This window comes from Bradyrhizobium sp. Ken01 (assembly GCF_055807355.1).
Window position 1 is genome coordinate 50,649 of sequence record NZ_JBVVPC010000009.1, and the last position, 24,423, is coordinate 75,071.

The following is a 24,423-nucleotide window of genomic DNA, read 5'->3' on the forward strand; positions in this document are numbered from 1 at the left end:
TTACTGGCCCCCAAAGCCGAACATGAACCAGGTGATCAGGCCGGCGGCACCGATCAGCATGGCGAACGCGTAGTGGTAGAGATAGCCGGTCTGGATCTTCACGACGTTGCGGGTGACGTCCAACACCCGGGCAGAGACGCCGTCGGGACCGAGGCCGTCGATGATGAAGCCGTCGCCCTTCTTCCAGAGCTGGTAGCCAATCCACTTCGCCGGACGGACGAAGATGATGTCGTAGAGCTCGTCGAAGTACCATTTGTTGAGCAGGAACTTGTACAGCATCGGCTGCGTGTTCGCGAGCTCGACCGGCAGATAGGGCCGGCGGATGTAGAACAGGTACGACACCAGGAAGCCCAGCACCATCATCGCCGTCGGCAGGAAGGCGATGGTCTCGGGGATGTGGTGCATATCCTCGATGATGTGCGGGTTCATCTTCACGGATTCGCGGAAGAACTCCTCGATGCCGTGACCGGCGAACAGCTCCTTGAACGGGAAGCCGGCCAGGATGGAGCCGACCGCGAGCACACCGATCGGGATCAGCATCCAGATCGGCGCTTCATGCGCGGCCTCGTAATGGTGATCGTCATGCGGCTCGCCGTGGAAGGTCTTGAAGATCAACCGCCACGAGTAGAACGAGGTCAGGCCGGCCGCGACCACCGTCATCAGGAAGCCGTACATCGCGAAAGGATTGTGCGAGGCGTAGGCGGACTCGATGATCGCGTCCTTGGAGAAATAGCCGGCGGTCAGCGGGAAGCCGGTGAGCGCGAGCGTGCCAACCACCATCACCGCGTAGGTGTAGGGGATCTTGCGCCACAGGCCGCCCATGTTGCGGATGTCCTGCTCGTGATGCATCGCGTAGATCACCGAGCCGGAGCCCAAGAACAACAGCGCCTTGAAGAAGGCGTGCGTGAACAGATGGAACATGCCGACCGAATAGGCCCCTGCCCCCATCGCCACGAACATGTAGCCGAGCTGCGAACAGGTCGAGTAGGCGACGATGCGCTTGATGTCGTTCTGGACGAGGCCAATGGTCGCCGCGAAGAACGCCGTGGTGGCGCCGAAGAACATCACGACGGCCTGCGCGTTCGGCGCAAGCTCGAACAGCGGCGACAGGCGCGCCACCATGAAGACGCCGGCGGTGACCATGGTCGCGGCGTGGATCAGCGCCGACACCGGGGTCGGGCCTTCCATCGCGTCCGGCAACCAGGTGTGCAGCAGGAACTGCGCCGATTTGCCCATCGCGCCCATGAACAGCAACAGGCAGGTCAGGGTCAGCGCGTCGGCGTGCCAACCGAGGAAGTTGATGGTCTTGCCGGTGAGACCTGGCGCAGCGTGGAAGATGGTCTCGAAATCGGTCGAGCCGGCCAGCAGGAAGATCGCGAAGATGCCGAGCGCGAAGCCGAAATCGCCGACGCGGTTGACCACGAAGGCCTTGATGGCGGCGGCGTTCGCCGAGGGCTTCTGGTACCAGAAACCGATCAGGAGGTAGCTCGCCAGACCCACGCCTTCCCAGCCGAAGAACAGCTGCACGAGGTTGTCGGCGGTCACCAGCATCAGCATGGCGAAGGTGAACAGCGACAGATAGCCGAAAAAGCGCGGCCGGTTCGGGTCCTCGTCCATGTAGCCGATGGAATAGAGGTGCACGAGCGAGGACACGGTGGTCACGACCACCAGCATCACGGCGGTGAGCGTGTCGACCCGCAGCGTCCAGTAGACCTGAAGATCGCCGGAGAGGATCCACGGCAGCAGCGGAATGCGCATGTCGTGGTGCATGAAGCCGACATCGACCAGCGTCATCCAGGACAGCGCCGCCGACACGAACAGCAACGCCGTGGTGATCAGCTCGGCGCCGCGCGAGCCCGCCGCGGGCGGCTCGGAGACGTGGTGGTCATCGTGGCCGTCGCCGGGCTCGTGATGGGTCTCGTGAATGACCGACGCATCGTCGGTGATCGTGTCGGACGCATGGGCGTGCGCGCCATGACCGTGATCATCGTGATGCTCGACCGTGTCGCCCGAAGGGTTGCGGGCATGCGCGCCGAACAGCGCGATCAGGCCGGCCAGAATAGCGCCCAGCAGAGGCAGAAAGACGATTGCCTGGACCATGATTTAATCTTTCCGCACGATCTGGTCGGAAAACCGGTATCCACTTTTCCGGATCATGCGATCAGCCCTTCATCAGATTGACGTCCTCAACCGCGATCGAGCCGCGGTTGCGGAAATAGACCACCAGGATGGCGAGACCGATCGCGGCTTCAGCGGCCGCGACGGTGAGCACCAGGAGCGCGAAGACCTGCCCGACGATATCGCCGAGGAAGGTCGAGAACGCCACGAGATTGATGTTGACCGCGAGCAGGATCAGCTCGATCGACATCAGGATGACGATGATGTTCTTGCGATTCAGGAAGATGCCGAGGATCCCGAGCGTGAACAGGATCGCGCCGACCGCAAGATAGTGTCCGAGCCCGATCGTCATTTCACCCACTCCGCCGCGTCAGAGTCCTGGAGCCCCTGCCCCGGCGCCACCTTGCGTATCGCCATCGCGATTTCGGGCGTGCGCGCGTTCTGAACGTTGATGTCCTGCCGCTTGACGCTCGCCTTGTGCCGCAGCGTCAGCACGATGGCGCCGATCATTGCGACCAGCAGCACCATGCCCGAGAGCTGGAAGTAGTGGATGTATTTGGTATAGAGCACCAGGCCCAGCGCCTCGGTATTGGAGACGTTGGTCGGGATCGCCGCGGTGATCGTCTTGGCGACGCCGGGGTTGATGACCCAGAAGCCGACGGTGAGGAGCAGCTCGAACAGGAAGATGCCGCCGATCACGAGGCCGACCGGGAGGTACTCGATGAAGCCCTCGCGCAGCTCGAGGAAGTCGACGTCGAGCATCATGATCACGAACAGGAACAGTACCGCGACCGCGCCGACATAGACGACGATCAGGATCATCGCCAGGAATTCGGCGCCCATCAGCACGAACAGGCCGGAGGCGTTGACGAAGGCCAGGATCAGGTACAGCACGGAGTGCACGGGATTGCGCGAGACAATCACCATCACCGCCGAGGCGACGCAGACGCCGGCGAACAGATAGAAGAACAGCGCGGGAAGGATCATGCTCTCATCTCACCGGTACGGCGCGTCGAGTTCGATCGCTTTCGCGATCTCGCGTTCCCAGCGGTCGCCATTGGCGAGCAGCTTGGCCTTGTCATAGAACAGTTCCTCGCGGGTCTCGGTCGCGAACTCGAAGTTCGGACCTTCGACGATGGCATCGACCGGACAGGCTTCCTGGCAGAGGCCGCAATAGATGCACTTCACCATGTCGATGTCGTAGCGCACGGTGCGGCGGGTGCCGTCGTTGCGGCGCGGGCCGGCCTCGATGGTGATGGCCTGCGCCGGGCAGACCGCCTCGCACAGCTTGCAGGCGATGCAGCGCTCTTCGCCGTTCGGATAGCGGCGCAGCGCATGCTCGCCGCGGAAGCGCGGCGAGATCGGGCCCTTCTCGAACGGATAGTTCAGCGTCGGCTTCGGCTGGAAGAAATAGCGCATGGCGAGGAAGAACGCCGAGACGAATTCCGACAGCAGGAGCGAGCGTGCAGTGGCGTTGATGTTGATACCCATGACGGCCCTCACTTCGGCGCGATGCCGGCAAAGTGCAGCACACCGGCCACCACGATCACCATCGCCAGCGACAACGGCAGGAACACTTTCCAGCCGAGGCGCATCAGTTGATCGTAGCGGTAGCGCGGCACGATCGCCTTGGCCATCGCGAACAGGAAGAACATGAAGAACAGTTTCAGCGAGAACCAGATGATCCCCGGCACCCAGTTGAAGGGCGGCAGGTCCACCGGCGGCAGCCAGCCTCCGAGGAACAGGATCGTCGCCATCGCGCACATCGTGGCAATCGCGACATACTCGCCGAGCATGAACAGAAGATACGGCGTCGAGCCGTACTCGACCATGAAGCCGGCGACGAGCTCGGATTCCGCTTCGACGAGGTCGAAGGGCGGACGGTTGGTTTCAGCCAGCGCCGAGACGTAGAAGATCACGAACATCGGGAACAGCGGCCAGACGTACCAGTTCAGGATGGTGAGCTGCGGCAACCCGATCAAGCTCGCCAGGCCGCGGACATGCTGCGCCTCGACCACGGCGGAGAGGTTCAGCGTGCCGGCGCAGAGCAGCACCGTGATGATGACGAAGCCGATCGAGACCTCGTAGGACACCATCTGCGCCGCCGAGCGCAGCGCCGCCAGGAACGGATATTTCGAGTTCGACGACCAGCCGGCCATGATGATGCCGTAGATCGACAGCGACGAGATCGCGAAGATGAAGAGAACGCCGACATTGATGTCGGAGATCACCCAGCCGAGATTGGTCGGGATCACCGCCCAGGCAGCGAGCGCGAGCACGCATGAGACCAGGGGAGCCAGGAGAAACACGCCCTTATTGGCGCCGGACGGGATGATCGGCTCCTTCAGCACGAACTTCAGGAGGTCGGCGAAGGATTGCAGCAGACCCCAGGGCCCGACCACGTTCGGGCCACGGCGGATCTGCACCGCTGCCCAGATCTTGCGGTCGGCGAGCAGGATGTAGGCGATCGCCACGAGCAGGACGACCAGCACAAGGACGCTCTCCGCGATCATGATGATCAGCGGCCAAAGGAACCCGGTCCAGAATGCGCTTTCGAAGAATTCCATCAGCTCACTCCGCTGCGGTCAGCATCTGCCCGGAGGCAAGCCGCGAACACTCCGCCATCACGGCGGACGCACGCGCGATTGGGTTGGTCAAATAGAAGTCCTCGACGACCGGCTTGAACGGAGCCTTCTCCGTCGTGCCGCCCTTCCCCGCGAGTTTCTTGATCTGGTCGGCCGAGCCGGCCTCGATCTGGTCGAGACGGATCAGATGCGGCACCGCCTTGAAGATCGCCTGGCGCAGGGCCGACAACGAGTCATAGCCGAGCTTCTTGCCGAGCGCCTCCGACAGCGCGCGGACAATCGCCCAGTCCTCGCGAGCCTCGCCCGGCGGGAATGCGGCCCGTCCGGTCATCTGCACGCGACCTTCGGTGTTGACGTAGATCGCCGACTTCTCGGTATAGGCGGCGGCCGGCAGGATCACGTCGGCGCGATGGGCGCCGCGGTCGCCGTGGGTGCCGATATAGACGACGAAGGTGCCGTCCGACGGCTTGATCTCGTCCGCGCCGAGCAGAAACAGCAGATCGAGCGTCCCGAACGTCGTCATCTGCGCCGCGTTCAGCCCGCCCTGACCGGCGACAAAGCCGATGTCGAGCGCGCCGACGCGCGAGGCGCTCTCGTGCAACACGCCGAAGCCGTTCCAGCCGTCCTTGAGCGCGCCGACATCGAGCGCGAGCTTGGCGGCGGCTGCGAGAATGGCGGCGCCGTCGTGGCGCGAGGCAGCGCCAGCGCCGACCATGATGATCGGATTCTTGGCGTTCTTCAGCACGTCCATGAAGGAGTGCTTGCCGGCCGCGAGCTCGCCGAGGGTCTCGGTGCCTGCGCCGAGATGGTCATAATCGTAGGTCAGATCGGGCTTGGCGCCGATCACGCCGACCTTGAAGCCGCCGGCGCGCCAGCGCTTGCGGATGCGGGCGTTGAACACGGCCGCCTCTTTCCGCGGATTGGCGCCGATGATGAGCAGCGCATCGGCCTGCTCCACGCCGGCCAGCGTCGGATTGAAGATGTAGGAGCCGCGGCCGAGCGCGGGCTCGAAGGCGTCGCCGCCCTGCACCGCGAGATTGCCCGAGCCATACTTGGCCAGCAGATCCTTCAGCGCGAACATCTCTTCGACGCCGGCGAGGTCGCCCGCGATGGCGCCGATCCGCTTGCCGTCGGTGCGCGCCGCCTTGGAGGCGATCGCGGCAAAGGCCTCGGGCCAGCTTGCCGCGCGCAGCTTACCGGCTTCGCGGATATAGGGCCGGTCGAGGCGCTGGGTGCGCAGGCCGTCGACGACGTGGCGGGTCTTGTCGGAGATCCACTCCTCGTTCACGGCCTCGTTGATGCGCGGCAGGATACGCATCACTTCGCGGCCGCGGGTGTCGACGCGGATCGCAGAGCCCAGGCCGTCCATCACGTCGATCGACTGGGTCTTGCCGAGCTCCCACGGGCGCGCGGCGAAGGCGTAGGGCTTCGAGGTCAGCGCGCCGACCGGGCAGATGTCGACGAGATTGCCCTGGAGCTCAGACGTCAGCGCGTGCTCGAGATAGGTCGTGATCTCCATGTCCTCGCCGCGGCCGGTCGCGCCCATTTCGGGGGCGCCGGCCACTTCCGCCGAGAAGCGGACGCAGCGGGTGCACTGGATGCAGCGGTTCATCGACGTCTTGACCAGCGCGCCGAGATATTTGTCCTCGACCGCGCGCTTGTTCTCGGCGAAGCGGCTAGTGTCGACACCGTAGCCCATCGCCTGGTCCTGAAGGTCGCACTCGCCGCCCTGGTCGCAGATCGGGCAATCCAGCGGATGGTTGATGAGAAGGAATTCCATCACGCCTTCGCGCGCCTTCTTCACCATCGGCGAACGGGTGGAGATTTCCGGCGGCTCGCCCTTGGGACCCGGACGGCAATCGCGCACGCCCCAGGCGCAGCTCGCGACCGGCTTCGGGCCGCCCTTCACCTCGACGAGGCACATCCGGCAATTGCCGGCGATCGACAGCCGCTCGTGATAGCAGAAGCGCGGAATCTCGGCGCCGGCCGCCTCGCACGCCTGAAGCAGCGTGTATTCGGCGGGGACATCGATCTCTTTGCCGTCGATGATGAGCTTGGTCATTGTCTCTACTCCGCCGCGACCATGTTCACGGGATCGCGGACGCCGGCATCGTCGATGTCGGCCTTGTGCGAATATTGGTCGATGCGCGCTTCGATCTCATGACGGAAATGCGCGATCAGGCCCTGGATCGGCCACGCCGCGGCGTCGCCCAGCGCGCAGATGGTGTGGCCTTCGACCTGCTTGGTGACTTCCAGCAGCATGTCGATCTCGCGCTTGTGGGCGCGGCCGTCGGCCATGCGGGTCAAGACGCGCCACATCCAGCCGGTGCCCTCGCGGCACGGCGTGCACTGGCCGCAGCTCTCGTGCTTGTAGAAATAGGAGATGCGGGCGATGGCGCGGATCAAATCGGTCGATTTGTCCATCACGATCACGGCCGCGGTGCCGAGGCCCGAGCGCAGCTTGCTCAACGAGTCGAAATCCATCGGCGTGTCGATGATCTGCTCGGCCGGCACCATGCGCACCGAGGAGCCGCCGGGGATCACGGCCTTGAGGTTGTCCCAGCCGCCGCGGATGCCGCCGCAATGCTTCTCGATCAGCTCACGGAACGGGATGCCCATGGCCTCTTCGACGTTGCAGGGCCGCTCGACATGGCCGGAGATGCAGAACAGCTTGGTGCCGACATTGTTCGGACGGCCGATGCCGGCGAACCACGCCGCGCCCCGGCGCAGAATGTCCGGCGCAACCGCGATCGACTCGACATTGTTGACGGTGGTCGGGCAGCCATACAGGCCGACATTGGCCGGGAACGGCGGCTTCAGACGCGGCTGGCCCTTCTTGCCTTCGAGGCTCTCGAGCAGCGCGGTTTCCTCGCCGCAGATATAGGCGCCGGCGCCGTGGGCGACGTAGATGTCGAACGGCCAGCCGTTGACATTGTCCTTGCCGACCAGCTTGGCCTCATAGGCCTGGTCGATCGCTGCCTGGAGATGCTCGCGCTCGCGAATGAACTCACCGCGGACATAGATGTAGCAGGCATGCGCGTTCATCGCGCAGCTCGCGATCAGGCAGCCCTCGATCAGCAGATGCGGATCGTGCCGCATGATCTCGCGATCCTTGCAGGTCCCGGGCTCGGATTCGTCGGCGTTGACGACCAGATAGCTCGGCCGTCCGTCGGTCGATTCCTTCGGCATGAACGACCATTTCAGGCCGGTCGGGAAGCCGGCGCCACCGCGGCCGCGCAGCCCCGACGCCTTCATCTCGTTGATGATCCAGTCACGGCCCTTGTCGATGATGTTCTTCGTACCATCCCAGGCGCCGCGGCGCCGCGCGCCCTCGAGCCCCCAATCATGGAGGCCGTAGAGGTTCTTGAAGATGCGGTCCTTGTCCTCGAGCATGTCAGTGCTTTCCGATCAACGGTTGGCTTGCTTGTAGGCAAGCCCGGCGGCGCAGACGGCGAAGGTCAGCGCCCAGAGCAGACTGGATTCCAGCGACGCGTTCAGGGCGAAGCGCTGAAGCAGGAAAATGAACGTGGCCGCCACGGCGGAATGCATTGCGACGAAGCCCCACTTCTTCACAACACTGCTCCCTTCAACTGGCGGCGAGAGATCACGCATCAGGTGATCTCCTTCAGCGTGGTCGGCCCACCGGTCGGCGCCGAGAACTGGCGGCCGTTCTGCGGACCGGGCTTGGGCGGATTGCCAGACGCAAAGCCGTCGAGCACCTTGCCGAAGCTTTCCTTGGTCAGATCCTCATAGGTGTCCTTGCCGATCAGCACCATCGGCGCATTCACGCAGGCACCGAGGCACTCCACCTCTTCCCAGCTGAAATTGCCGTCCTTGGAGAGATGGAAAGGCTCGTGATGGATGCGGTGCTCGCAGACGTGGATCAGATCCTCGGCGCCGCGCAGGCGGCACGGCGTGGTGCCGCAGACCTGGACGTGGGCCTTCTTGCCGACCGGGGCCAGCTGGAACATCGTGTAGAAGGTCGCGACCTCGAGCACGCGAATATAGGGCATGTCGAGCATGTCGGCGACAGCGCGGATCGCGGCCTCGGACACCCAGCCGTCGTGCTGTTCCTGAACGCGCCAGAGGATGGCGATGACGGCCGAAGCCTGGCGCCCGGCCGGATATTTCGCGATCTGCTGCTTGGCGAACGCGAGGTTCTCCTCCGTGAACGCAAAGCTCGCGGGCTGGACTTCCTTCGGTGCTAATCGGCGAACGGACATCTCTTCAATCTCTCACTGCACGCGGCGCGCGGTTTTCGCATTCAGGGCATTGATCCTGTCCTGCCAGAATGCGCTTGCGGTGCCGAAAACATTGTAGCCGACGTGAGTCGAGACCTTGATGCGGTCGAGGATCGACAGCTCGGTCACCGTCTCCATACGCCTTGTGCTGGGATCGTAGACGATCAGCTTCAGCGGGGTGTGTTCGAGGATGTGGCGCGAGACCGCGTGCGAGCGGTCGCTGCCGTGCTCCTCGCACATGACGACGCTGTCGGCCTGGAGCAGCCGGGCGCCGCCCTTGATCGCCTCGATCTCGACGCCCTCGACGTCGAGCTTGATCAGGTACTTGCCGCTCGCGGCGATCTTGCCGTCGTCGATCAGATTGTCGAGCGCGATGACCGGCACGTCCTCGCCGCCTGCCGACGCGTCGCCGGCGATGCTGAAGGCCTCGTGCTTGGTGCCTGACAGACGCGCGGTGCCACGGGCCGCGCCGATCGCGCATTTCATGGTCTCGAAGCGGCTGCCGTTGATGCGGGCGTTATTGGCGAGCTTCGGATGGTTCTGCCCCGACGGCTCGATCGCGATCGCCTTGTGCGAACCGAACGGCTTGCTCGACACCAGCACCGACCAATAGCCGTAATTCGCGCCGCAATCGAGCAGCGTATAGTCGACGTCGATGGAGTCGGCGAACAACAGCTCCAGCTCGTCCTCGTAATTGTAGGAGCGGTTGAGCAGCTTGCTCCAATAGCCGTCGCCGTAGGGAAATTCGAACACGGCGTCGGGGTTGAGCTTGATCGCGATGTTGCGCTCGGCCAGCGTCTTGCGCAGCAGATTGGCGCAGGCGATGTAGCCCATATGCGAGAAATGCGAGGAGATCTTCGATCCCGTCACCAGCGCCAAGGCAGCCGTCCGCTCCCACAGGTTAGCCCCTTCAAGGGCCCCCGAGGCGCGGTCAAACTGGATCGGCGCCTGCGCCATCACCGATCGACCTCTCCGAACACGATGTCGAGCGAGCCGAGGATCGCGGAAACGTCGGCGAGCAGATGACCGCGGCAGATGTGGTCCATGGCCTGCAGATGCGCAAAGCCCGGCGCGCGGATCTTGCACTTGTACGGCTTGTTGGTGCCGTCCGAGATCAGAAAGACGCCGAACTCGCCCTTGGGCGCCTCGACCGCGGCGTAGACTTCGCCCGCGGGCACGTGGACGCCTTCGGTGTAGAGCTTGAAGTGATGGATCAGCGCTTCCATCGAGCGCTTCATCTCGCCACGGCGCGGCGGCGCGACCTTGTTGTCTTCGACGACGACGGGGCCCTTGCCGTCCGGCGCATTCAGCTTCTGGATGCACTGCTTCATGATGCGCACGGACTGGCGCATCTCTTCCATGCGGATCAGATAGCGGTCGTAGCAGTCGCCGTTCTTGCCGATCGGGATGTCGAAATCCATCTCGGCGTAGCATTCATAGGGCTGCGACTTGCGCAGATCCCACGCCGCGCCCGAACCGCGCACCATCACGCCGGAGAAGCCCCACTCCCAGGCTTCCTTCAGCGACACCACGCCGATGTCGACGTTACGCTGCTTGAAGATGCGGTTGGCGGTAAGCAGCCGGTCGAGATCCTCGACCACTTTGAGGAACGGATCGCACCAGGCGTCGATGTCGTCGACCAGCTTCTGCGGCAGGTCCTGATGCACGCCGCCGACGCGGAAGTAGGCTGCGTGCATGCGGCTGCCGGAGGCGCGCTCGTAGAACACCATCAGCTTTTCGCGCTCTTCAAAACCCCACAGCGGCGGGGTCAGCGCGCCGACGTCCATCGCCTGCGTGGTGACGTTGAGCAAATGCGACAGGATGCGGCCGATCTCGCAATAGAGCACGCGGATCAGCTGCGCGCGGCGCGGCACCTCGATGCCGAGCAGCTTCTCTGCAGCCATGCAGAAGGCGTGCTCCTGGTTCATCGGCGCGACGTAGTCGAGGCGGTCGAAATAAGGGATCGCCTGCAGATAGGTCTTCTGCTCGATCAGCTTTTCGGTGCCGCGGTGGAGCAGACCGATATGCGGGTCGACGCGGGCGACGACTTCGCCGTCAAGCTCCAGCACCAGGCGCAGCACGCCGTGCGCGGCCGGATGCTGCGGACCGAAGTTGATGGTGAAATTGCGGAGTTCTTGCGGTTGCTCGTTCATGTTCAGACCTTCGGCCCCGCTTTTTCATCGCCCGGAGGGACCGGATAGTCGGCGCCCTCCCACGGGGACAAAAAGTCGAACTTGCGGAATTCCTGGTTAAGCCTGACCGGCTCGTACACGACCCGCTTCTCCTGGTCGTCATAGCGGACCTCGAGGAAGCCGGTGGTCGGGAAATCCTTGCGCAGCGGATGACCCTCGAAGCCGTAATCGGTCAGGAGGCGGCGCATGTCGGGATGACCGACGAAGATCACGCCGTAGAGGTCGTAGGCCTCGCGCTCGAACCAGTCGGCGCCGGGAAACACCTCGATCAGCGACGGCACCTGCGTGGTCTCGTCGGCCTGGGCCTTGAGCCGGACCCGCGCGTTCAGGGTCGGTGACAGGAAGTGATAGATCACGTCGAAGCGCTTCTCGCGCGAGGGATAGTCCGCCGCTGTGATGTCGGTGAAATTGATGAAGCGGCAGTTCGGGTCGTCGCGGAGGTACTTGACCACCTCGACGATCTTGCTGGCCTCGACATCCACCGTGAGCTGATTGAAGGCCACCGAATGACCGATGGCGGCGCCCGGAAGCGCGCTAACGATCGTCTGCCCCAGGGCGTCGAGCTTGGCGTCGTCCATGACGTAAAACCTTAGCGTTCGATGGTGCCGGTGCGGCGGATCTTCTTCTGCAGCAGCAGCACGCCGTAGAGCAGCGCTTCCGCCGTGGGCGGGCAGCCCGGCACGTAGATGTCGATCGGCACGATACGATCGCAACCGCGCACGACCGAGTAGGAATAGTGATAATAGCCGCCGCCATTGGCGCAGGAGCCCATCGAGATGACGTAACGCGGCTCGGGCATCTGGTCGTAGACCTTGCGCAGCGCAGGCGCCATCTTGTTGGTCAGGGTCCCCGCGACGATCATCACGTCCGACTGACGCGGCGAAGCGCGCGGCGCGAAGCCGAAGCGCTCGACGTCGTAGCGCGGCATCGAGACCTGCATCATCTCGACCGCGCAGCAGGCGAGACCGAAGGTCATCCACATCAGCGAGCCGGTACGCGCCCAGGTAATGAGGTCGTCGGTCGCGGCCACGAAGAAGCCCTTGTCGGACAGTTCCGAATTGACCTCGAGGAAGAACGGATCATTGGCCCCGACCGGCTTGCCGGTCGACGGGTCCAGGATGCCCTTGGGGGCCGGCGCGAGCACCGGACCGGCGGACGACACAGGGTTCAATCCCATTCCAGTGCGCCTTTCTTCCATTCATAGGCGAACCCGACCGTCAGCACGCCAAGGAACACCACCATGGACCAGAAGCCGGTCGCGCCGAGCTTGCCGAACGCCACCGCCCAGGGAAACAGGAACGCCACCTCGAGGTCGAAGATGATGAAGAGGATGGCGACGAGATAGAAGCGGACGTCGAACTTCATTCGGGCATCGTCGAAGGCGTTGAAACCGCACTCATACGCCGACAGCTTTTCCGGGTCAGGCTGTTGGAACGCCACGATGAACGGCGCGATCAGCAGCACCAGGCCAATGAGGCCCGCTACCCCTATGAAGACGACGAGTGGAAGATAGTTCTGCAGAATGCCGCTCATTGACGAGCCCTTTTTCCCGCAGCCTCGGGACAGCCACGGATTCGTCCAGTTTGGAATTGTTCTGAGCCTTAGCGCAGTGCACCAATGGGCGCAAGACACGCTCTTTTTAGGCCCTTTGTCGCCCTCAGAACGGTGGAAATCCCGGAATCACCCCGCGGCTGGTATGGAGCAGATCGACGGCCCCAGCAAGGGCGCCCCGATCAGTCCACACGCGCTGGGTCGTGACGTCCGTTCTTGGGAAGGCTCACTTTATCTAGGCCGCGGCGCAGCAAAGTCCAGATTACAACGACGACAGGCGCACCCATTCTCGGGCGAGCGATCCGGGAGCCATGCATCACGATCGGACCCGGGCCCGTCTGGCGAATGCGTCGGGCGGGCGGCGCCCGCTTCTGCCGCCCAGGAAAATCAGCGGCGAGCGCGGCGGCAACGTTGGCTAGCTCGTCGCGCGCCGCGCTCGCATGAGCTTCGGGCCGGGGGGCATGGCCCGCGAGCTCATCGATCTCGTGGCGAAAGCCGGTGACGGGCCGGTCAGGCTCTCACGACGGCCTTCCCTCGCCCGTTCTCGTCATCTGCCTCACCACTTGTAGGAGACGCTGGCGGTCACGCGCCGGCGGTCGCCGTAGAAGCAAGAGGACGCCGCCGCGCAGCTCGCGACGTAGATCTTGTCGGTCAAATTGACCACGTTCAGCGCGGTGCGCCAGTTCTGCCACTCATAGTGGAGCGCGAGATCGCCGAGCACGACTGCGGGAACCTCGAGGGTATTGGCGGTATCCGCCCACGACGAACCGACATAGCGGACACCGCCGCCGAAGCCGAACCCCGCGAGCGGCCCGTCCTTGAAGGTGTAGTCCGCCCAGCCCGACACCAGGAGCTCAGGCGTGTTGGTCGGGGTCTTGCCGACCAAAGATGGGTCCAGATCCCTGCTGTTGAACAAATGGTAGGCCGTGAACGAGCCGATCAGCTTCAGCTCACGCGTGGCGTTCGCCACCGCTTCGAGCTCGATGCCGCGCGAGGTCACCTCGCCGGTCTGGTTCTGCAAGGTCGGGACGACAGGATCAGTGGTTGCCACGTTCTGGCGCTTCAGGTCGAACACCGAGGCGGTGAAATAGCCGTTAAATTCCCTCGGCGCGACCTTCACGCCGATTTCGGCCTGCTGGCCGGTCTCCGGCAGGAACAGCTGGTTTTGCGCGTTGAGGCCGATGATCGGATTGTAGCTCGTGGCGTAGGACACATAGGGCGCGATGCCATTGTCGAAATTGTAGATCAGCCCGGCGCGTCCGCTGAACCTGCTGTCGTCGCGGCTGGCGAGCGTGGCGCCAGTATCGCGGGCAGCCTGCGTCGTCTCGACCCAATCATTGCGGCCGCTCAGCACCAGCGTGAAATTGCCGAGCTTCATCTGGTCCTGAAGATAGGTGCCGGCCTGCTTCTGCGTGATCTGGAAGTTGCGGAACGGTGCGCCCGTCAATGGGATGTCAGACCCGTAGCCGGGATTGAAGACGTTGATTGAAGGGACAGTGCCGAAGTTGAAAGCCTGATAGTCGTCGATCTGATAACCCTTCAAATCGACCCCGAACAGCATCGTGTGCCGCACCGCGCCGGTGTTGAAGCGGTACTCCAGCTGGTTGTCGAGATTGGCCTGGTTGGCGGTGTTCTTCGCATACCAATTATAGCGACCGAGACTGGCCGTGTTGATGTCAGCCCAATTATTGCCGACGTAGCCGCGATAGGTCACGTCGACATGGGCAAACCGCGCATTCTGCCGGAACGTCAAATCGTCGGTGAGATTGCGCTCGAACTGATAGCCCAGCATCTCCTGCTCGCGCGTGAACTTGTCGACGCTGGGATCGCCGGCGAAAAAGCTGGTCGGGATCTTGCCAAACCGAGCGTTGGTCACCGTGCCCTCATAGGGCAGGAAGTTGATGCCGCGGGTTTCCTGCCGGGAAGCTGAAGCCAGCACGGTGAACGTCGTGTCGGCGTCCGGCTTCCAGGTCACCGACGGCGCGATGAAGTAATTGTTGTCCGGGGTGAAATTGACCTGCGTCGGGCCGTTCTGGACCTGGCCGACGACGCGGTAGAACAGCTTGCCGTTTTCGGGCTGGGTCGCGACCGGACCGCCGACATCGAAGCCGACATAGGCGTTGCCGAAATTGTTGACGCCGGTCTCGATGAAACGGACGGGCTCAGCGGGCGGCATCTTGCTGATGACGTTGATGATGCCGCTCGGGCTCGACCCGCCATAGAGCACGGCCGACGGACCGCGCAGCACCTCGACGCGCTCCATGTTGGGCGTCTGAAGCTTCCAGGTCGCATAGGACGTGGAGAACAGCTGCATGCCGTCGAGGAACAGTCCGACGTCGTCGGACTTGAAGCCGCGGATCAGCCACCAATCGTTGCGCGTGTCCGCGCCGAAGGTCCCGGCGCGGACGCCGGCCGTGTAGCGCAGGACCTCGTCGAGCTTGTTCGCCTTCTGGTCGCGGATCTGCTCCGCGCCAATCACCGACACCGCCTGCGGCGTCTCCATGATGGGCGTGTTGGTCTTGGTGCCGGACGAGCTTCGGCCGGCGACGTAGCCGTGCACCGGCCCTCGTGGCGTCTCGACGAAACCGACATTGCGCGGCGGCTGCGGCCTGCTTCGGTTGGCTGTCTGCTCGGATGATCGCGGCGGGCGGCGCTGGGCGGAGGTGGCGCGGCGGCGCGCTTCCGGCGCGGTGACGGTCACCGACGGAATGTTCTGCGCGCCACTCTGCGCAGGAGATTGTGCAAGCGATGCCTGCGGCAGCAAAACCCAAGCGGATGCGGTCGCCAATACGGCCGACCGCAGCATTCCAAGACTGTTCAACGCGCAACCCCAAAACTGCGTATTTTGATTTGCACATGCCGTCAGTCCCATGACGGCATGCGCTTGCGGTGACGCTTAGGGGAGCGCGCGCGAATTCCCTAATTGAAAGCCTCTTAGAGAGAGTCCTAGAAAGAGTCTTAGAAAGAGTCTTGGAAGCGATCCAACATGTCCCGGGTTGCCAAAACGTCAGCGCGAAATCTTCTCGCTCTCGAGCAGCTCGGCGGCGATCTTCGTCAATTGATCGACCTGCTGCAGCAGCGTCTCGAACTCGGCTTCGCTCAGATGTTCGCGCAAACGCCGATTGCGCTCCTGCGCACCGGCGACGATCGCATCATGCGCCGCAAGGCCCGTCGCGGTCAGCGAGACCAGCACCTCGCGGCTGTCTTTCGGGTTCGCTGATTTCGCGATCAGCTTGCGCGATACGAGTTCCGCAAGCGCGCGGCTGATTTGCCCCTTGTCCTGGCCGACGGCTTCCGCAAGCCGCGCCACGCTCATCGGCGGCCGCCGGCCGAGCGAGGCGACCAAGCCGAACTCGACCGATGACAATCCGGCGAGGCGCTTGTAGCGCAGGATGGCGCCACGCTTGAGCAGATTGGCCAGCACCATCAGCCGAGACGACAGCATGACGGTGATCGGCGCCGGCGACTGAATTTCGTCCGCATCGGACGATGTGCGCCCGGCCCTGCTTGATGTCTGGCTCATGAGCCACCTCTGCCAAGAAAGCCGCGGCGTGCCAAGTCTTGGTAGCGCAACCTCCCCAGCCCGATCCGAATGCGACTAAGAGGCATTTGGAAATTCGTTGACATTGTCATCAATCGGCCCTTCACTGGTGTTCAAGGCGTCACAAGCCGAGCCAGCAAGGCCGACAGCGGGAGGATCTGCATGACCATCACCCAGCGGGATCGCGATCTCGGCACGGCCTATGCGATGAAGCCCACGCACACCCGCACCGAGCTTACTTCGGTCGTGCGTGGCACGCCGATGGGCGAACTGCTGCGACGTTACTGGCATCCGGTCGGGCTCATCAGCGACGCCACCGACACCCCAAAAAAGGTTCGCGCGCTGGGCGAGGACCTGGTGCTGTTCCGCGACAAGCACGGCCGCGCCGGCCTGCTGCACGCCCGCTGCTGCCACCGCGGCACCACGCTCTATTACGGCAAGGTCGAGGAGGACGGCATCCGCTGCTGCTATCACGGCTGGAAGTTCGACGCCGAAGGTCACTGCCTGGAGCAGCCCTGCGAGCCCGAGGGCGGCCAGTTCAAGGACAAGGTGCGGCAGCCCTGGTATCCGGTCGAGGAACGCTACGGGCTGATCTTCGCCTATATGGGCCCGGCCGAAAAACGCCCGGTGCTGCCGGCCTATCAATGCCTGGAGACCATGGACGACGGCGAGTTCGTCGAGGCCGACGATTCCTCGATCGGCGGCGGTGGTCCCGCGATGATCCCCTGCAACTGGCTCCAGCATTTCGAGAACGTGGTCGATCCCTACCACGTGCCGGTGCTGCACGGCTCGTTCTCGGGTCCGCAATTCACCAACATGATGGCATCGATGCCGGAGGTGACGTTCGACAAGACCCCGCGTGGCATCGCCGTGCGCTCGATCCGCAAGCAGGATGACGGCCGTGTGTTTTACCGCGTCACTGAGGCGGCGCTCCCCACCTTGCGCGTCGTGCCGAACCCGCGCGTGGCGCAGTTCGCCCGCGTCGAGTCGATCGGCTGGACGTTGCCGATCGACGACACCTCGTTCCGCATCTACGTCGCCGGCCGCGTCAAGAACCCCGGCGACATCGGCCGCATGCGCTCGAAATTCAACGGCAAGTTCTGGTGGGACATGACCGAGGAAGAGCACCAGCAATTTCCGGGCGACTATGAAGCCCAGGTCGGCCAGGGACCGCAGACGATCCATTCCGAGGAGCATTTCGGCCAGAGCGACCGCGGCATCCTCATGATCCGGCGCATGCTGACCGAGCAGCTCGAGGCGATGGAAGCAGGCCGCGATCCGATCGGACTCTCGTTCGATTTGAGCGCGCCTCCGGTCGAATTCGAAGCGGGGAACTACATCCGCGACGCGTGAAGCGGCCAACGCCAATCAAAGCTGGACCGACAACGATAACAAAGACTAATTTGGGGGAAGCGATGGTCGATGTGACGTCACAAATGTCGGTGCAAACGGCCGCCGCGACAAAACCCTCGGCACGGCGCTATTACGTGCTCGGCCTGCTCACGATCATCTACGCGCTGAACTTCCTCGACCGCACGATCTTCAACGTCCTGATCGAGCCGATCAAGAAGGAGTTCCAGCTCAGCGACACCATGATGGGCTTGCTCGCGGGCTTCGGCTTCGCGCTGTTCTACTCCCTGCTCGGCATTCCCATCGCGCGCGTCGCCGACCGGCTCAACCGGCGCAATATCGTCGCTGCCGCCTTCGCCTTCTGGAGCGCGATGACGGCGTTATGCGGCGCCGCTTCGAGCGTCACTTCGCTGGCGCTGGCGAGGATCGGCGTCGGCATCGGCGAATCCGCAGGGTCGCCCGCCTCGCAATCGATCGTCGCTGATCTCTTTGCCAAGAATGAGCGTCCGCGCGCGCTCGGCATCTACGCCGTCGGCACCTATCTCGGCGTCTTCCTCGGCTATTTCGTCGGCGGCTACGTCAACCAGCACTATGGCTGGCGGATGGCGTTCTACGTCGCGGGCCTGCCCGGCATCCTGCTCGCTATCGTTGTGTGGCTGACGATCTCCGAACCGAAGCGCGGCGCCATGCAGGAAAAGTTCGTGCCTGAGCCGCTCGGCCCGACGCTGCGCTTCCTGGCCTCGCAACAGAGCTTCATCATCGTGTTGATCGGCTTCTGTCTCACCACTTACACCAACTACGCGACCGCGGCCTGGATCCCGCCGTTCCTGGCGCGCGTGCACCATCTGTCGAGCGCCGAGATCGGCACCTATGCCGGCACTTTCAAGGGGCTCGCCGGCATGGCGGGCACGCTGCTCGGCGGCTTCGTGGTGGCGCAAGTCAGCCGCCGCGACGATCGCTGGAAGCTGTGGGCGCCCGCCGTCACCTCGGGCCTTGCCGGCCCGGTGTTCGCGCTGTGCATGCTGACGCAGGACTTTGCGATGATGGTGGCCACGCTGGCGCTGACCTCGTTCCTGGTCGGCTTCCATCTCGGACCGATCTTCGCGATCGCGCAGACGGTGGCAAAGCCGAGCATGCGGGCGCTGGCCTCCGCCCTGATCGCGCTCACCGCGACCTGCTTCGGCCAAGGCGTCGGGCCGCTCGCGGTAGGCGTGGTCAATGATGCCCTGAAGGGCGCTTACGGCGCCGATGCCGTGCGCTATTCCTTGCTCTCGGCGGCGGTCACGACCACGCTGGGGGCGCTCCTGTTCGTCTGGGCGGCGCGCTCAATCCGGGACGATATCGGCCGGGCGGCCGCCTGAGGCCCGATCCGGGACGCCTCAGCCCGGCGAAACCGGCCGGCGGGGAGATGAAACCATTTTGCGGAACCCGCGAAACCATCCGGAAACAGATGGTCCTTACAAGAAGAGCCATAGACGGCGGCAAAGCCCGTCGGGAGGCTCAGATGAACCACTCCATTCACTCTGCTGATCGTGCGACGCACCTGAAGATCGTGGTGGTGGCGCTGGTGGCCGGCATCACGGTGGCCGGCTTCGGGATCGCAGCCCGCACCAATGCCGATTACAGCCAGACCGCCCAATCCGCCCACGTGATCAAGGCCGGCAAGCCGGTCGTGGTGACCAGCGCGGGGACGTCAGAGATCCGCTGAGGACGAAAAAGGTCCGGTTTGATACCAAACGGCCGCCTTCGGGCGGCCTTTTTGATTCAGGCGACGGCGAGGACGCCAACATGAAGCGGGTCAATAGCTGCCGCAGCAGTGCTTGAATTTCTCGCCTGAACCGCACGGACAGGGATCATTGCGGCCCACACCGCTCCGCCCATAACGCAGCCGGTTGAGGGCCTTCCTGTTCTGCTCCAGGATCATCTTGCGGCGCGTCTCCTGCACGCCGATCACAGCAGCATTGTCGCCGGCGTCCCAGAACGCCTGCGGCTTCAGATGGGCGAGCTTGCCGCCGACATAGACCGGATAGAACCAGCCGAGCGTTCCGTCGCGCAGGCGCTGCAGCGTCGTCAAATCGTAGAGGAAGAAACCTGCGTCCAGCAGCATCGTGTTGATGTCCTGGAAGTCGTCAACGTCGGTCTCGCAGACGACCACGCTGCAATTCTCGAGCACGCCGCGCGCGCCCTTCAGTGCGGCCTGTTCCGCGCCCTGCACATCGAGCTTGAGCAGGAACGGCGGCTTGAGCGACAGCTGCTCGACCAGCGCATCCAGCGTCGTCGCCGGCACTTTTACCTTGCTGGTGGAGAGGTCGTTGACCCGCGACCAGTAGACGTCGCCCGCGGGGCGCAGCGATGACCAGTAGGGATGCACGGATTCGGTGATCTCGATCTCGCCCTCGTGGTCGGTGATGGCGCAAATGCGATAGTGTCCGCCAAGCACCTCCTTGATCGCCTTGAGGGAGTCCTCATAGATCCGATTGGCGTCCACGTTCAGCGGCAACGCACCGCCGAGGCACGACTGATGGTTGAGCACGAAGTGCCCATCGGCGCAGCCCAGATCGATGACGGTCCCGTAGCGCACGCCCTTCGCGAACAAATTCTGCAACGTCGCGCTGAAATCGGCTGCCTGCATCAAATCGATCCGAACAATCCCGGATTGAGCGGTACCATCTGATCAACGGCGCAATCAACTCGATCGCCTGGCGGCCGTCGCGCGGACGAGGAATTTTGCGCAGGTCGAAGACCAAAAAGCAGGCAGAAGCCCGCTCGCGCATGACCCGGGATCGAAGCGAGATCAGGATTTGAAGGTAAGGGTATGAAAGGATTGCCAAAAATGGCGCGAGAGACGGGGCTCGAACCCGCGACCTCCGGCGTGACAGGCCGGCGCTCTAACCAACTGAGCTACTCCCGCGTGACACGCAAATGTCTGCGGAACGAGGGGGGACTTAAAGGCCGGACCTGTTGAAGTCAAGGATGTTGCATCCACTGCCGGAATGACCGGATTTCCGCTGATGGCGCGCACGAACGTGACCCTCGGCCGCGCGGGCTGACGTAGTCAGTCCAGCCCCGAATCGTCTACCCCTCCGGGAACTTGCGGGGTTTGGGGCCCTCATCCCGACCACCGGCAGGAATCGAGGAGGCCAGACATGGCTAAGAAAGACTTGGCCAAGAAGGATTCGGCGAAGAAGGCTGCCGCTCCCGCCACCATCACGCTCAAGCACCTCGCTGCCGACATCGCGGAGAGCCAGGATCTCTCGAAGAAGCGCGCTGAGGCCGTTCTGACCGACATGGTCGACCTCATCACCAAGCACCTGAAGAAGGGCGACCGTGTCCGGATCGTCGGACTTGGAATCCTCCAGGTTCGCAAGCGCGCCGCCCGCACCGGCCGCAATCCCGCCACCGGCGAGCCTATCCACATCAAGGCCAGCAAGAAGGTCGCCTTCCGCCCGGTCAAGGAGCTGAAAGAGGCGATCTGACCCCTCACGTTTCGTTAAGCCTGATCCGCGTCCTCCGGCCGCAACGCGGCTCGGTTTTCTGGTATACCGCCTGTCTCCCCTCACTCGGCGGTTTGACCAGAAATGTCCTCCCTCACCTTTTCGCATACCGTGACCGAGCGCTTCCTGCGCTACGTCACCATCGACACCCAGTCCGACCCGGAATCTCCGGCCTCGCCGTCGACCGAGAAGCAGAAAGATCTCGGCCGTGTGCTCGCCGCCGAGCTCAGGGAAATGGGGGTCGAGGACGCTCATCTCGACGATTACGGCTACGTCTATGCAACGATCCCGGCGAACACGGCCAAGAAGGTGCCGGTGATCTGCTTCTGCTCGCACGTGGACACCTCGCCCGACGTCACCGGCAAGGACGTCAAGCCGCAGATCGTGAAGAACTATCGCGGCGGCGATATCACCCTCCCAGGCGACACCAGCCAGGTGATCCGCTTCGCCGAGCATCCGGCACTGAAGAACCAGATCGGCAACGACATCATCACCACCGACGGCACCACCCTGCTCGGCGCCGACAACAAGGCCGGCGTCGCCGAGATCATGGATGCCGCGCATTTCTTCATCAACAACCCGCAAGTGAAGCACGGCACCATCAAGATCCTGTTCACGCCCGACGAGGAGATCGGCCGCGGCGTCGACAATGTCGACATCAAGAAGCTCGGCGCCGAGTTCGGCTACACCATGGACGGCGAGAGCGCGGGCTGCGTCGAGGACGAGACCTTCTCGGCGGACGGCGCCACCATCACCATCAACGGCGTCAGTGCCCATCCCGGCTATGCCAAGGGCAAGATGGAGCACGCGATCAAGATCGCCGCCGCAATCGTCGAGCGCCTGCCCCGGGAAGGCTGCTCGCCCGAGACGACATCAGGCAAGCAGGGCTTTCTGCATCCGATCGGGATCGAGGGGGCGCTGGAGCAGGCGACGCTCTCCTTCATCGTGCGCGACTTCACCGAGGAAGGGCTGAAGGAGAAGGAGATCCTGCTCGAGAACATCGTCAAGGACGTGATGAAGGAATATCCGCGCTCGACCTACACATTCGAGGTGCGGGAGCAGTACCGCAACATGAAGCAGGTGATCGATCGCCACCCGCACATTCTCGAATACGCCATTGAAGCGATCCGCCGCGCCGGCCTGCGCCCGATGCGCACCGCGATCCGCGGCGGCACCGATGGCTCCCGCCTCTCCTTCATGGGGCTGCCCTGCCCCAACATCTTCGCCGGCGAGCACGCGTTTCACTCCCGGCTCGAATGGGTCAGCCGGCAGGACATGGAGAAGGCGGTGCAAACGATCGTCCACCTCGCCATGATCTGGGAGGAGAAGGCCTAGCTCGCCACAGCGATGTGGCCGGGATCGCTCCCGGCCATCGCTGCATTCTTACGGCACCGGCATCGCGCGCGGATTGCGATGGAAGCGGTTCGAGCTTGCCATCCAGTTCGGCAGCGGCTCTCCATCGCGGTGCCGCCCGCCGGCCACCGCCGCAGCCCAGGCCACGGCAGCGCCGATCAGGGTTGCTGCGGCAACGGAGAAGGCGACGATGATGGAATTACGCCGCGCCCGATTGATGGCCGTCCTCGAATCCGCAATCGCCGCGTCGACCCGTCGTTCCGCGTCGGGTGCCGCGAGGCCCGTCAGCGCGGCCACCTGCTGCACGAGGTAGGCCCGGTCATCGGTGCTGACGCCGCTGTGGCTCGATGACGTCATCAGGATCCGTCCCGCTTCGGCACGAGGTTCCCTGAGGTCGGTGTTGGGAGGCCGCCGCGCTGCGCGAAACAGCTTGTCCAGCTCATAACTCAACAAAGGCTCGGCGGCGGAGGTATTGCTGGCCGAACTGCGCATCGGCGAGCGGTCAATCGCTGCGGCGCCGAGGATCGCGAGCAGAGCGGCACCAAGCAGCACGGCAAGCGCCCAGGACATCAGGCCATGCAGCCCGTCCCGCCGTTCGCCGTCGTCTTCGATCGTTGTGACCGCCGGGGCTGGTCGCGTTGTCCGGCCGGCGACATAGCCGCCGAAGCCGAAGCTGATCATCGCCTGGATGATCAGATACAGCCCCGACAGCAAAGCCAGCGCCGCCGATGCATCGCGCCATGTCGGCGAGGCTGAACTGACGCCCAGGCCGACGGCGACTCCAAAGCCGACCAGGATGAACGACATTGCGCCGGCAGCCAAAGCGCCTGCGATGACCGAGCTCCACTGGATGGTGCGCCGGTCGTCGGCAGCGACGCCGCCGCCTTCCATGATCTCTTCCCGTATGAGAGTTTCCATCGTCATCGCCGCTCTCTCAGCGCAGGCCGAAGAACGACAGGATCGCCATGACCACCACGATCAAGCCGATGAGATAAATCAATCCGTCCATGGTCCGTCCTCCTCGATTTCTCCTCGTCGCTAATCACAACGAAGAAAGAACGTTCCAAACTGGACCGAGCCTGCGGGAACGAACCGGCGCGATGCGGATTATCTGTCCAAGTCCCAAAGGATGAAGTTTGTGAGCACGAAAGCCCCAGCCGGTCAGTCCCGGCTGGGGCTTTCTTTTTGGGCGGCGGTTCCTGTCCTATGTTAACGACGCCGGCTCTCCGATCATCAAGGATGCGATCGGGGCGGAACCTCCGGATCGGGAGAGCCGCGTGGATCGCAGAACCGCGTGCCTTCATCAGGCAGATGCATTCCGGGAAAAGGCAATCGCCGATCCCGAGCACCACGACCAGTGGATCGATGAAGCCATCAAATGGCTGGAACGAGCCATGGAAGCGGGCTGTCGCGCCGTCGTCACGCTCGAAGCCGGCGATGCTGGCGACATAGCGGACGCAGCACGCGGTGCGGCAGCCGATGCTCGACTGAGCTTGATCACGCGCCAATGAGAAGCACCGGCGTCTTCGCGGCCGCTGCGGCAATTGTTCCAGGGACGTAACAATGTTGCGGGTCGACACTGTTCTCGCCCCCATGCTAGGCCGGGCGCAGACCGCAACGAGAGTGACGTCGTGCTCCCGAACCGCCAGCCCTCAGGATCATGCCGGCCGCGCAACTGGCGCGGGCTGCTGTCTGTGCTGATCGCGGTTGTCTACCTGCTCGCGGGAGCGCTGCATGGCCTGCACGACATCGACGTCACCACGCCCGGTGGCGGCTCGGAGATCAGCGCGGTCCTTGACGGCTCCACAGATCACAACGAGCACAAGGCCGTCGGCGGGCATCATTGCCATGGCTGCTTCTCGGTGACGGTGGCGCAGCCGGCGCCACCGGCCGGATCGATCGGGCTCGTGTCCGCATCGCGCCCGCAACGCGTAGCCCGGCTCGCCGGCATTGTCCCCGATACCGACTCCCCGCCTCCCAAACAGATGGCCTGAACGG

Annotated in this window: 25 protein-coding genes and 1 tRNA gene; 7 read left to right on the forward strand and 19 right to left on the reverse strand. The window is 63.8% G+C overall.

The features are described 5' to 3' along the window. The 16 genes from nuoL to AC0L3S_RS11760 all read right to left on the reverse strand — a co-directional run bounded on the left by nuoL (position 1) and on the right by AC0L3S_RS11760 (position 16,210). Positions 1-2,100 carry an NADH-quinone oxidoreductase subunit L gene (gene nuoL, locus AC0L3S_RS11685; RefSeq protein WP_473279170.1) on the reverse strand — a complete coding sequence of 700 codons (2,100 nt, stop codon included), beginning with the start codon at positions 2,098-2,100 and terminating at the stop codon, positions 1-3. 61 nt (positions 2,101-2,161) lie between these two features. Then, positions 2,162-2,470, reverse strand: coding sequence for an NADH-quinone oxidoreductase subunit NuoK (gene nuoK, locus AC0L3S_RS11690; protein ID WP_015685769.1), 309 nt, complete (start codon positions 2,468-2,470; stop codon positions 2,162-2,164). Then, on the reverse strand, positions 2,467-3,105 hold the full coding sequence (locus AC0L3S_RS11695; RefSeq protein ID WP_007610978.1) for an NADH-quinone oxidoreductase subunit J: 639 nt from the start codon (positions 3,103-3,105) through the stop codon (positions 2,467-2,469). The genes nuoK and AC0L3S_RS11695 overlap by 4 nt, the downstream gene beginning before the upstream one ends. Before the next feature lie 9 nt (positions 3,106-3,114). Beyond that, positions 3,115-3,603, reverse strand: a complete 489-nt coding sequence (gene nuoI, locus AC0L3S_RS11700) for an NADH-quinone oxidoreductase subunit NuoI (RefSeq protein WP_026232873.1) — start codon at positions 3,601-3,603, stop codon at positions 3,115-3,117. 14 nt (positions 3,604-3,617) lie between these two features. Further along, positions 3,618-4,685 (reverse strand): NADH-quinone oxidoreductase subunit NuoH, encoded by a 1,068-nt coding sequence (nuoH, locus tag AC0L3S_RS11705; RefSeq protein WP_007603555.1) that lies wholly within the window; start codon positions 4,683-4,685, stop codon positions 3,618-3,620. A gap of 4 nt (positions 4,686-4,689) precedes the next feature. Beyond that, a complete protein-coding gene (gene nuoG / locus AC0L3S_RS11710) occupies positions 4,690-6,765 on the reverse strand; it encodes an NADH-quinone oxidoreductase subunit NuoG (RefSeq protein WP_473279171.1) in 2,076 nt (691 codons plus the stop codon). A gap of 5 nt (positions 6,766-6,770) precedes the next feature. After that, positions 6,771-8,096 carry an NADH-quinone oxidoreductase subunit NuoF gene (gene nuoF / locus AC0L3S_RS11715; RefSeq protein WP_027518249.1) on the reverse strand — a complete coding sequence of 442 codons (1,326 nt, stop codon included), beginning with the start codon at positions 8,094-8,096 and terminating at the stop codon, positions 6,771-6,773. 15 nt (positions 8,097-8,111) lie between these two features. Next, on the reverse strand, positions 8,112-8,315 hold the full coding sequence (locus tag AC0L3S_RS11720; protein ID WP_026232874.1) for a hypothetical protein: 204 nt from the start codon (positions 8,313-8,315) through the stop codon (positions 8,112-8,114). Continuing rightward, on the reverse strand, positions 8,315-8,926 hold the full coding sequence (nuoE, locus tag AC0L3S_RS11725; RefSeq protein ID WP_007610983.1) for an NADH-quinone oxidoreductase subunit NuoE: 612 nt from the start codon (positions 8,924-8,926) through the stop codon (positions 8,315-8,317). The genes AC0L3S_RS11720 and nuoE overlap by 1 nt, the downstream gene beginning before the upstream one ends. A 12-nt stretch (positions 8,927-8,938) precedes the next feature. Continuing rightward, positions 8,939-9,901 carry an FkbM family methyltransferase gene (locus AC0L3S_RS11730; RefSeq protein WP_473279172.1) on the reverse strand — a complete coding sequence of 321 codons (963 nt, stop codon included), beginning with the start codon at positions 9,899-9,901 and terminating at the stop codon, positions 8,939-8,941. After that, positions 9,901-11,097, reverse strand: coding sequence for an NADH-quinone oxidoreductase subunit D (locus AC0L3S_RS11735; protein ID WP_354058961.1), 1,197 nt, complete (start codon positions 11,095-11,097; stop codon positions 9,901-9,903). The genes AC0L3S_RS11730 and AC0L3S_RS11735 overlap by 1 nt, the downstream gene beginning before the upstream one ends. 2 nt (positions 11,098-11,099) lie before the next feature. After that, positions 11,100-11,714 carry an NADH-quinone oxidoreductase subunit C gene (locus AC0L3S_RS11740; RefSeq protein ID WP_473279173.1) on the reverse strand — a complete coding sequence of 205 codons (615 nt, stop codon included), beginning with the start codon at positions 11,712-11,714 and terminating at the stop codon, positions 11,100-11,102. A gap of 11 nt (positions 11,715-11,725) precedes the next feature. After that, on the reverse strand, positions 11,726-12,313 hold the full coding sequence (locus tag AC0L3S_RS11745) for a NuoB/complex I 20 kDa subunit family protein (protein WP_007603537.1): 588 nt from the start codon (positions 12,311-12,313) through the stop codon (positions 11,726-11,728). After that, complete coding sequence (locus tag AC0L3S_RS11750; protein WP_007603535.1) at positions 12,304-12,669, reverse strand: NADH-quinone oxidoreductase subunit A; 366 nt, start codon at positions 12,667-12,669, stop codon at positions 12,304-12,306. Before AC0L3S_RS11750 ends, AC0L3S_RS11745 begins: the two co-directional genes overlap by 10 nt. A 574-nt stretch (positions 12,670-13,243) precedes the next feature. Then, positions 13,244-15,493, reverse strand: coding sequence for a TonB-dependent siderophore receptor (locus AC0L3S_RS11755; protein ID WP_473279250.1), 2,250 nt, complete (start codon positions 15,491-15,493; stop codon positions 13,244-13,246). A gap of 201 nt (positions 15,494-15,694) precedes the next feature. Beyond that, positions 15,695-16,210, reverse strand: a complete 516-nt coding sequence (locus AC0L3S_RS11760) for a MarR family winged helix-turn-helix transcriptional regulator (protein ID WP_473279174.1) — start codon at positions 16,208-16,210, stop codon at positions 15,695-15,697. A gap of 180 nt (positions 16,211-16,390) precedes the next feature. On the opposite strand from AC0L3S_RS11760, the gene AC0L3S_RS11765 reads away from it, so the two are divergent. The 3 genes from AC0L3S_RS11765 to AC0L3S_RS11775 all read left to right on the forward strand — a co-directional run bounded on the left by AC0L3S_RS11765 (position 16,391) and on the right by AC0L3S_RS11775 (position 19,286). Further along, entirely contained in the window at positions 16,391-17,581 is a 1,191-nt protein-coding gene (locus tag AC0L3S_RS11765; RefSeq protein ID WP_473279175.1) for a Rieske 2Fe-2S domain-containing protein, read from the forward strand. Between the two features lie 62 nt (positions 17,582-17,643). Then, positions 17,644-18,939: a spinster family MFS transporter gene (locus AC0L3S_RS11770; protein WP_473279176.1), complete on the forward strand. Its 1,296-nt coding sequence runs from the start codon at positions 17,644-17,646 to the stop codon at positions 18,937-18,939. A 143-nt stretch (positions 18,940-19,082) separates the two neighbouring features. Beyond that, positions 19,083-19,286: a hypothetical protein gene (locus tag AC0L3S_RS11775; RefSeq protein WP_026232877.1), complete on the forward strand. Its 204-nt coding sequence runs from the start codon at positions 19,083-19,085 to the stop codon at positions 19,284-19,286. Between the two features lie 90 nt (positions 19,287-19,376). Here AC0L3S_RS11775 and AC0L3S_RS11780 read toward each other — a convergent pair whose 3' ends face one another. Together AC0L3S_RS11780 and AC0L3S_RS11785 are read right to left on the reverse strand one after the other, a co-directional pair. Further along, positions 19,377-20,210, reverse strand: coding sequence for an FkbM family methyltransferase (locus tag AC0L3S_RS11780; RefSeq protein WP_473279177.1), 834 nt, complete (start codon positions 20,208-20,210; stop codon positions 19,377-19,379). Between the two features lie 202 nt (positions 20,211-20,412). After that, positions 20,413-20,489 (reverse strand) — tRNA-Asp (locus tag AC0L3S_RS11785). A gap of 235 nt (positions 20,490-20,724) precedes the next feature. Between AC0L3S_RS11785 and AC0L3S_RS11790 the strand changes: the two genes are divergently transcribed. Both AC0L3S_RS11790 and pepT read left to right on the forward strand, forming a co-directional pair. After that, positions 20,725-21,054, forward strand: a complete 330-nt coding sequence (locus AC0L3S_RS11790; RefSeq protein WP_473279178.1) for an HU family DNA-binding protein — start codon at positions 20,725-20,727, stop codon at positions 21,052-21,054. A gap of 102 nt (positions 21,055-21,156) precedes the next feature. Further along, positions 21,157-22,407, forward strand: coding sequence for a peptidase T (gene pepT, locus AC0L3S_RS11795; RefSeq protein ID WP_473279179.1), 1,251 nt, complete (start codon positions 21,157-21,159; stop codon positions 22,405-22,407). Positions 22,408-22,455: 48 nt separating this feature from the next. On the opposite strand, the gene AC0L3S_RS11800 is transcribed toward pepT, so the two are convergent. Continuing rightward, positions 22,456-23,349 carry a hypothetical protein gene (locus tag AC0L3S_RS11800; RefSeq protein ID WP_473279180.1) on the reverse strand — a complete coding sequence of 298 codons (894 nt, stop codon included), beginning with the start codon at positions 23,347-23,349 and terminating at the stop codon, positions 22,456-22,458. 353 nt (positions 23,350-23,702) lie between these two features. Here AC0L3S_RS11800 and AC0L3S_RS11805 point away from each other — a divergent pair, with 353 nt between their 5' ends. Together AC0L3S_RS11805 and AC0L3S_RS11810 are read left to right on the forward strand one after the other, a co-directional pair. Next, on the forward strand, positions 23,703-23,936 hold the full coding sequence (locus AC0L3S_RS11805; RefSeq protein WP_473259847.1) for a hypothetical protein: 234 nt from the start codon (positions 23,703-23,705) through the stop codon (positions 23,934-23,936). Positions 23,937-24,056: 120 nt separating this feature from the next. Continuing rightward, positions 24,057-24,419: a hypothetical protein gene (locus AC0L3S_RS11810; RefSeq protein ID WP_473279181.1), complete on the forward strand. Its 363-nt coding sequence runs from the start codon at positions 24,057-24,059 to the stop codon at positions 24,417-24,419. The last annotated feature ends 4 nt before the right edge of the window (positions 24,420-24,423 follow it).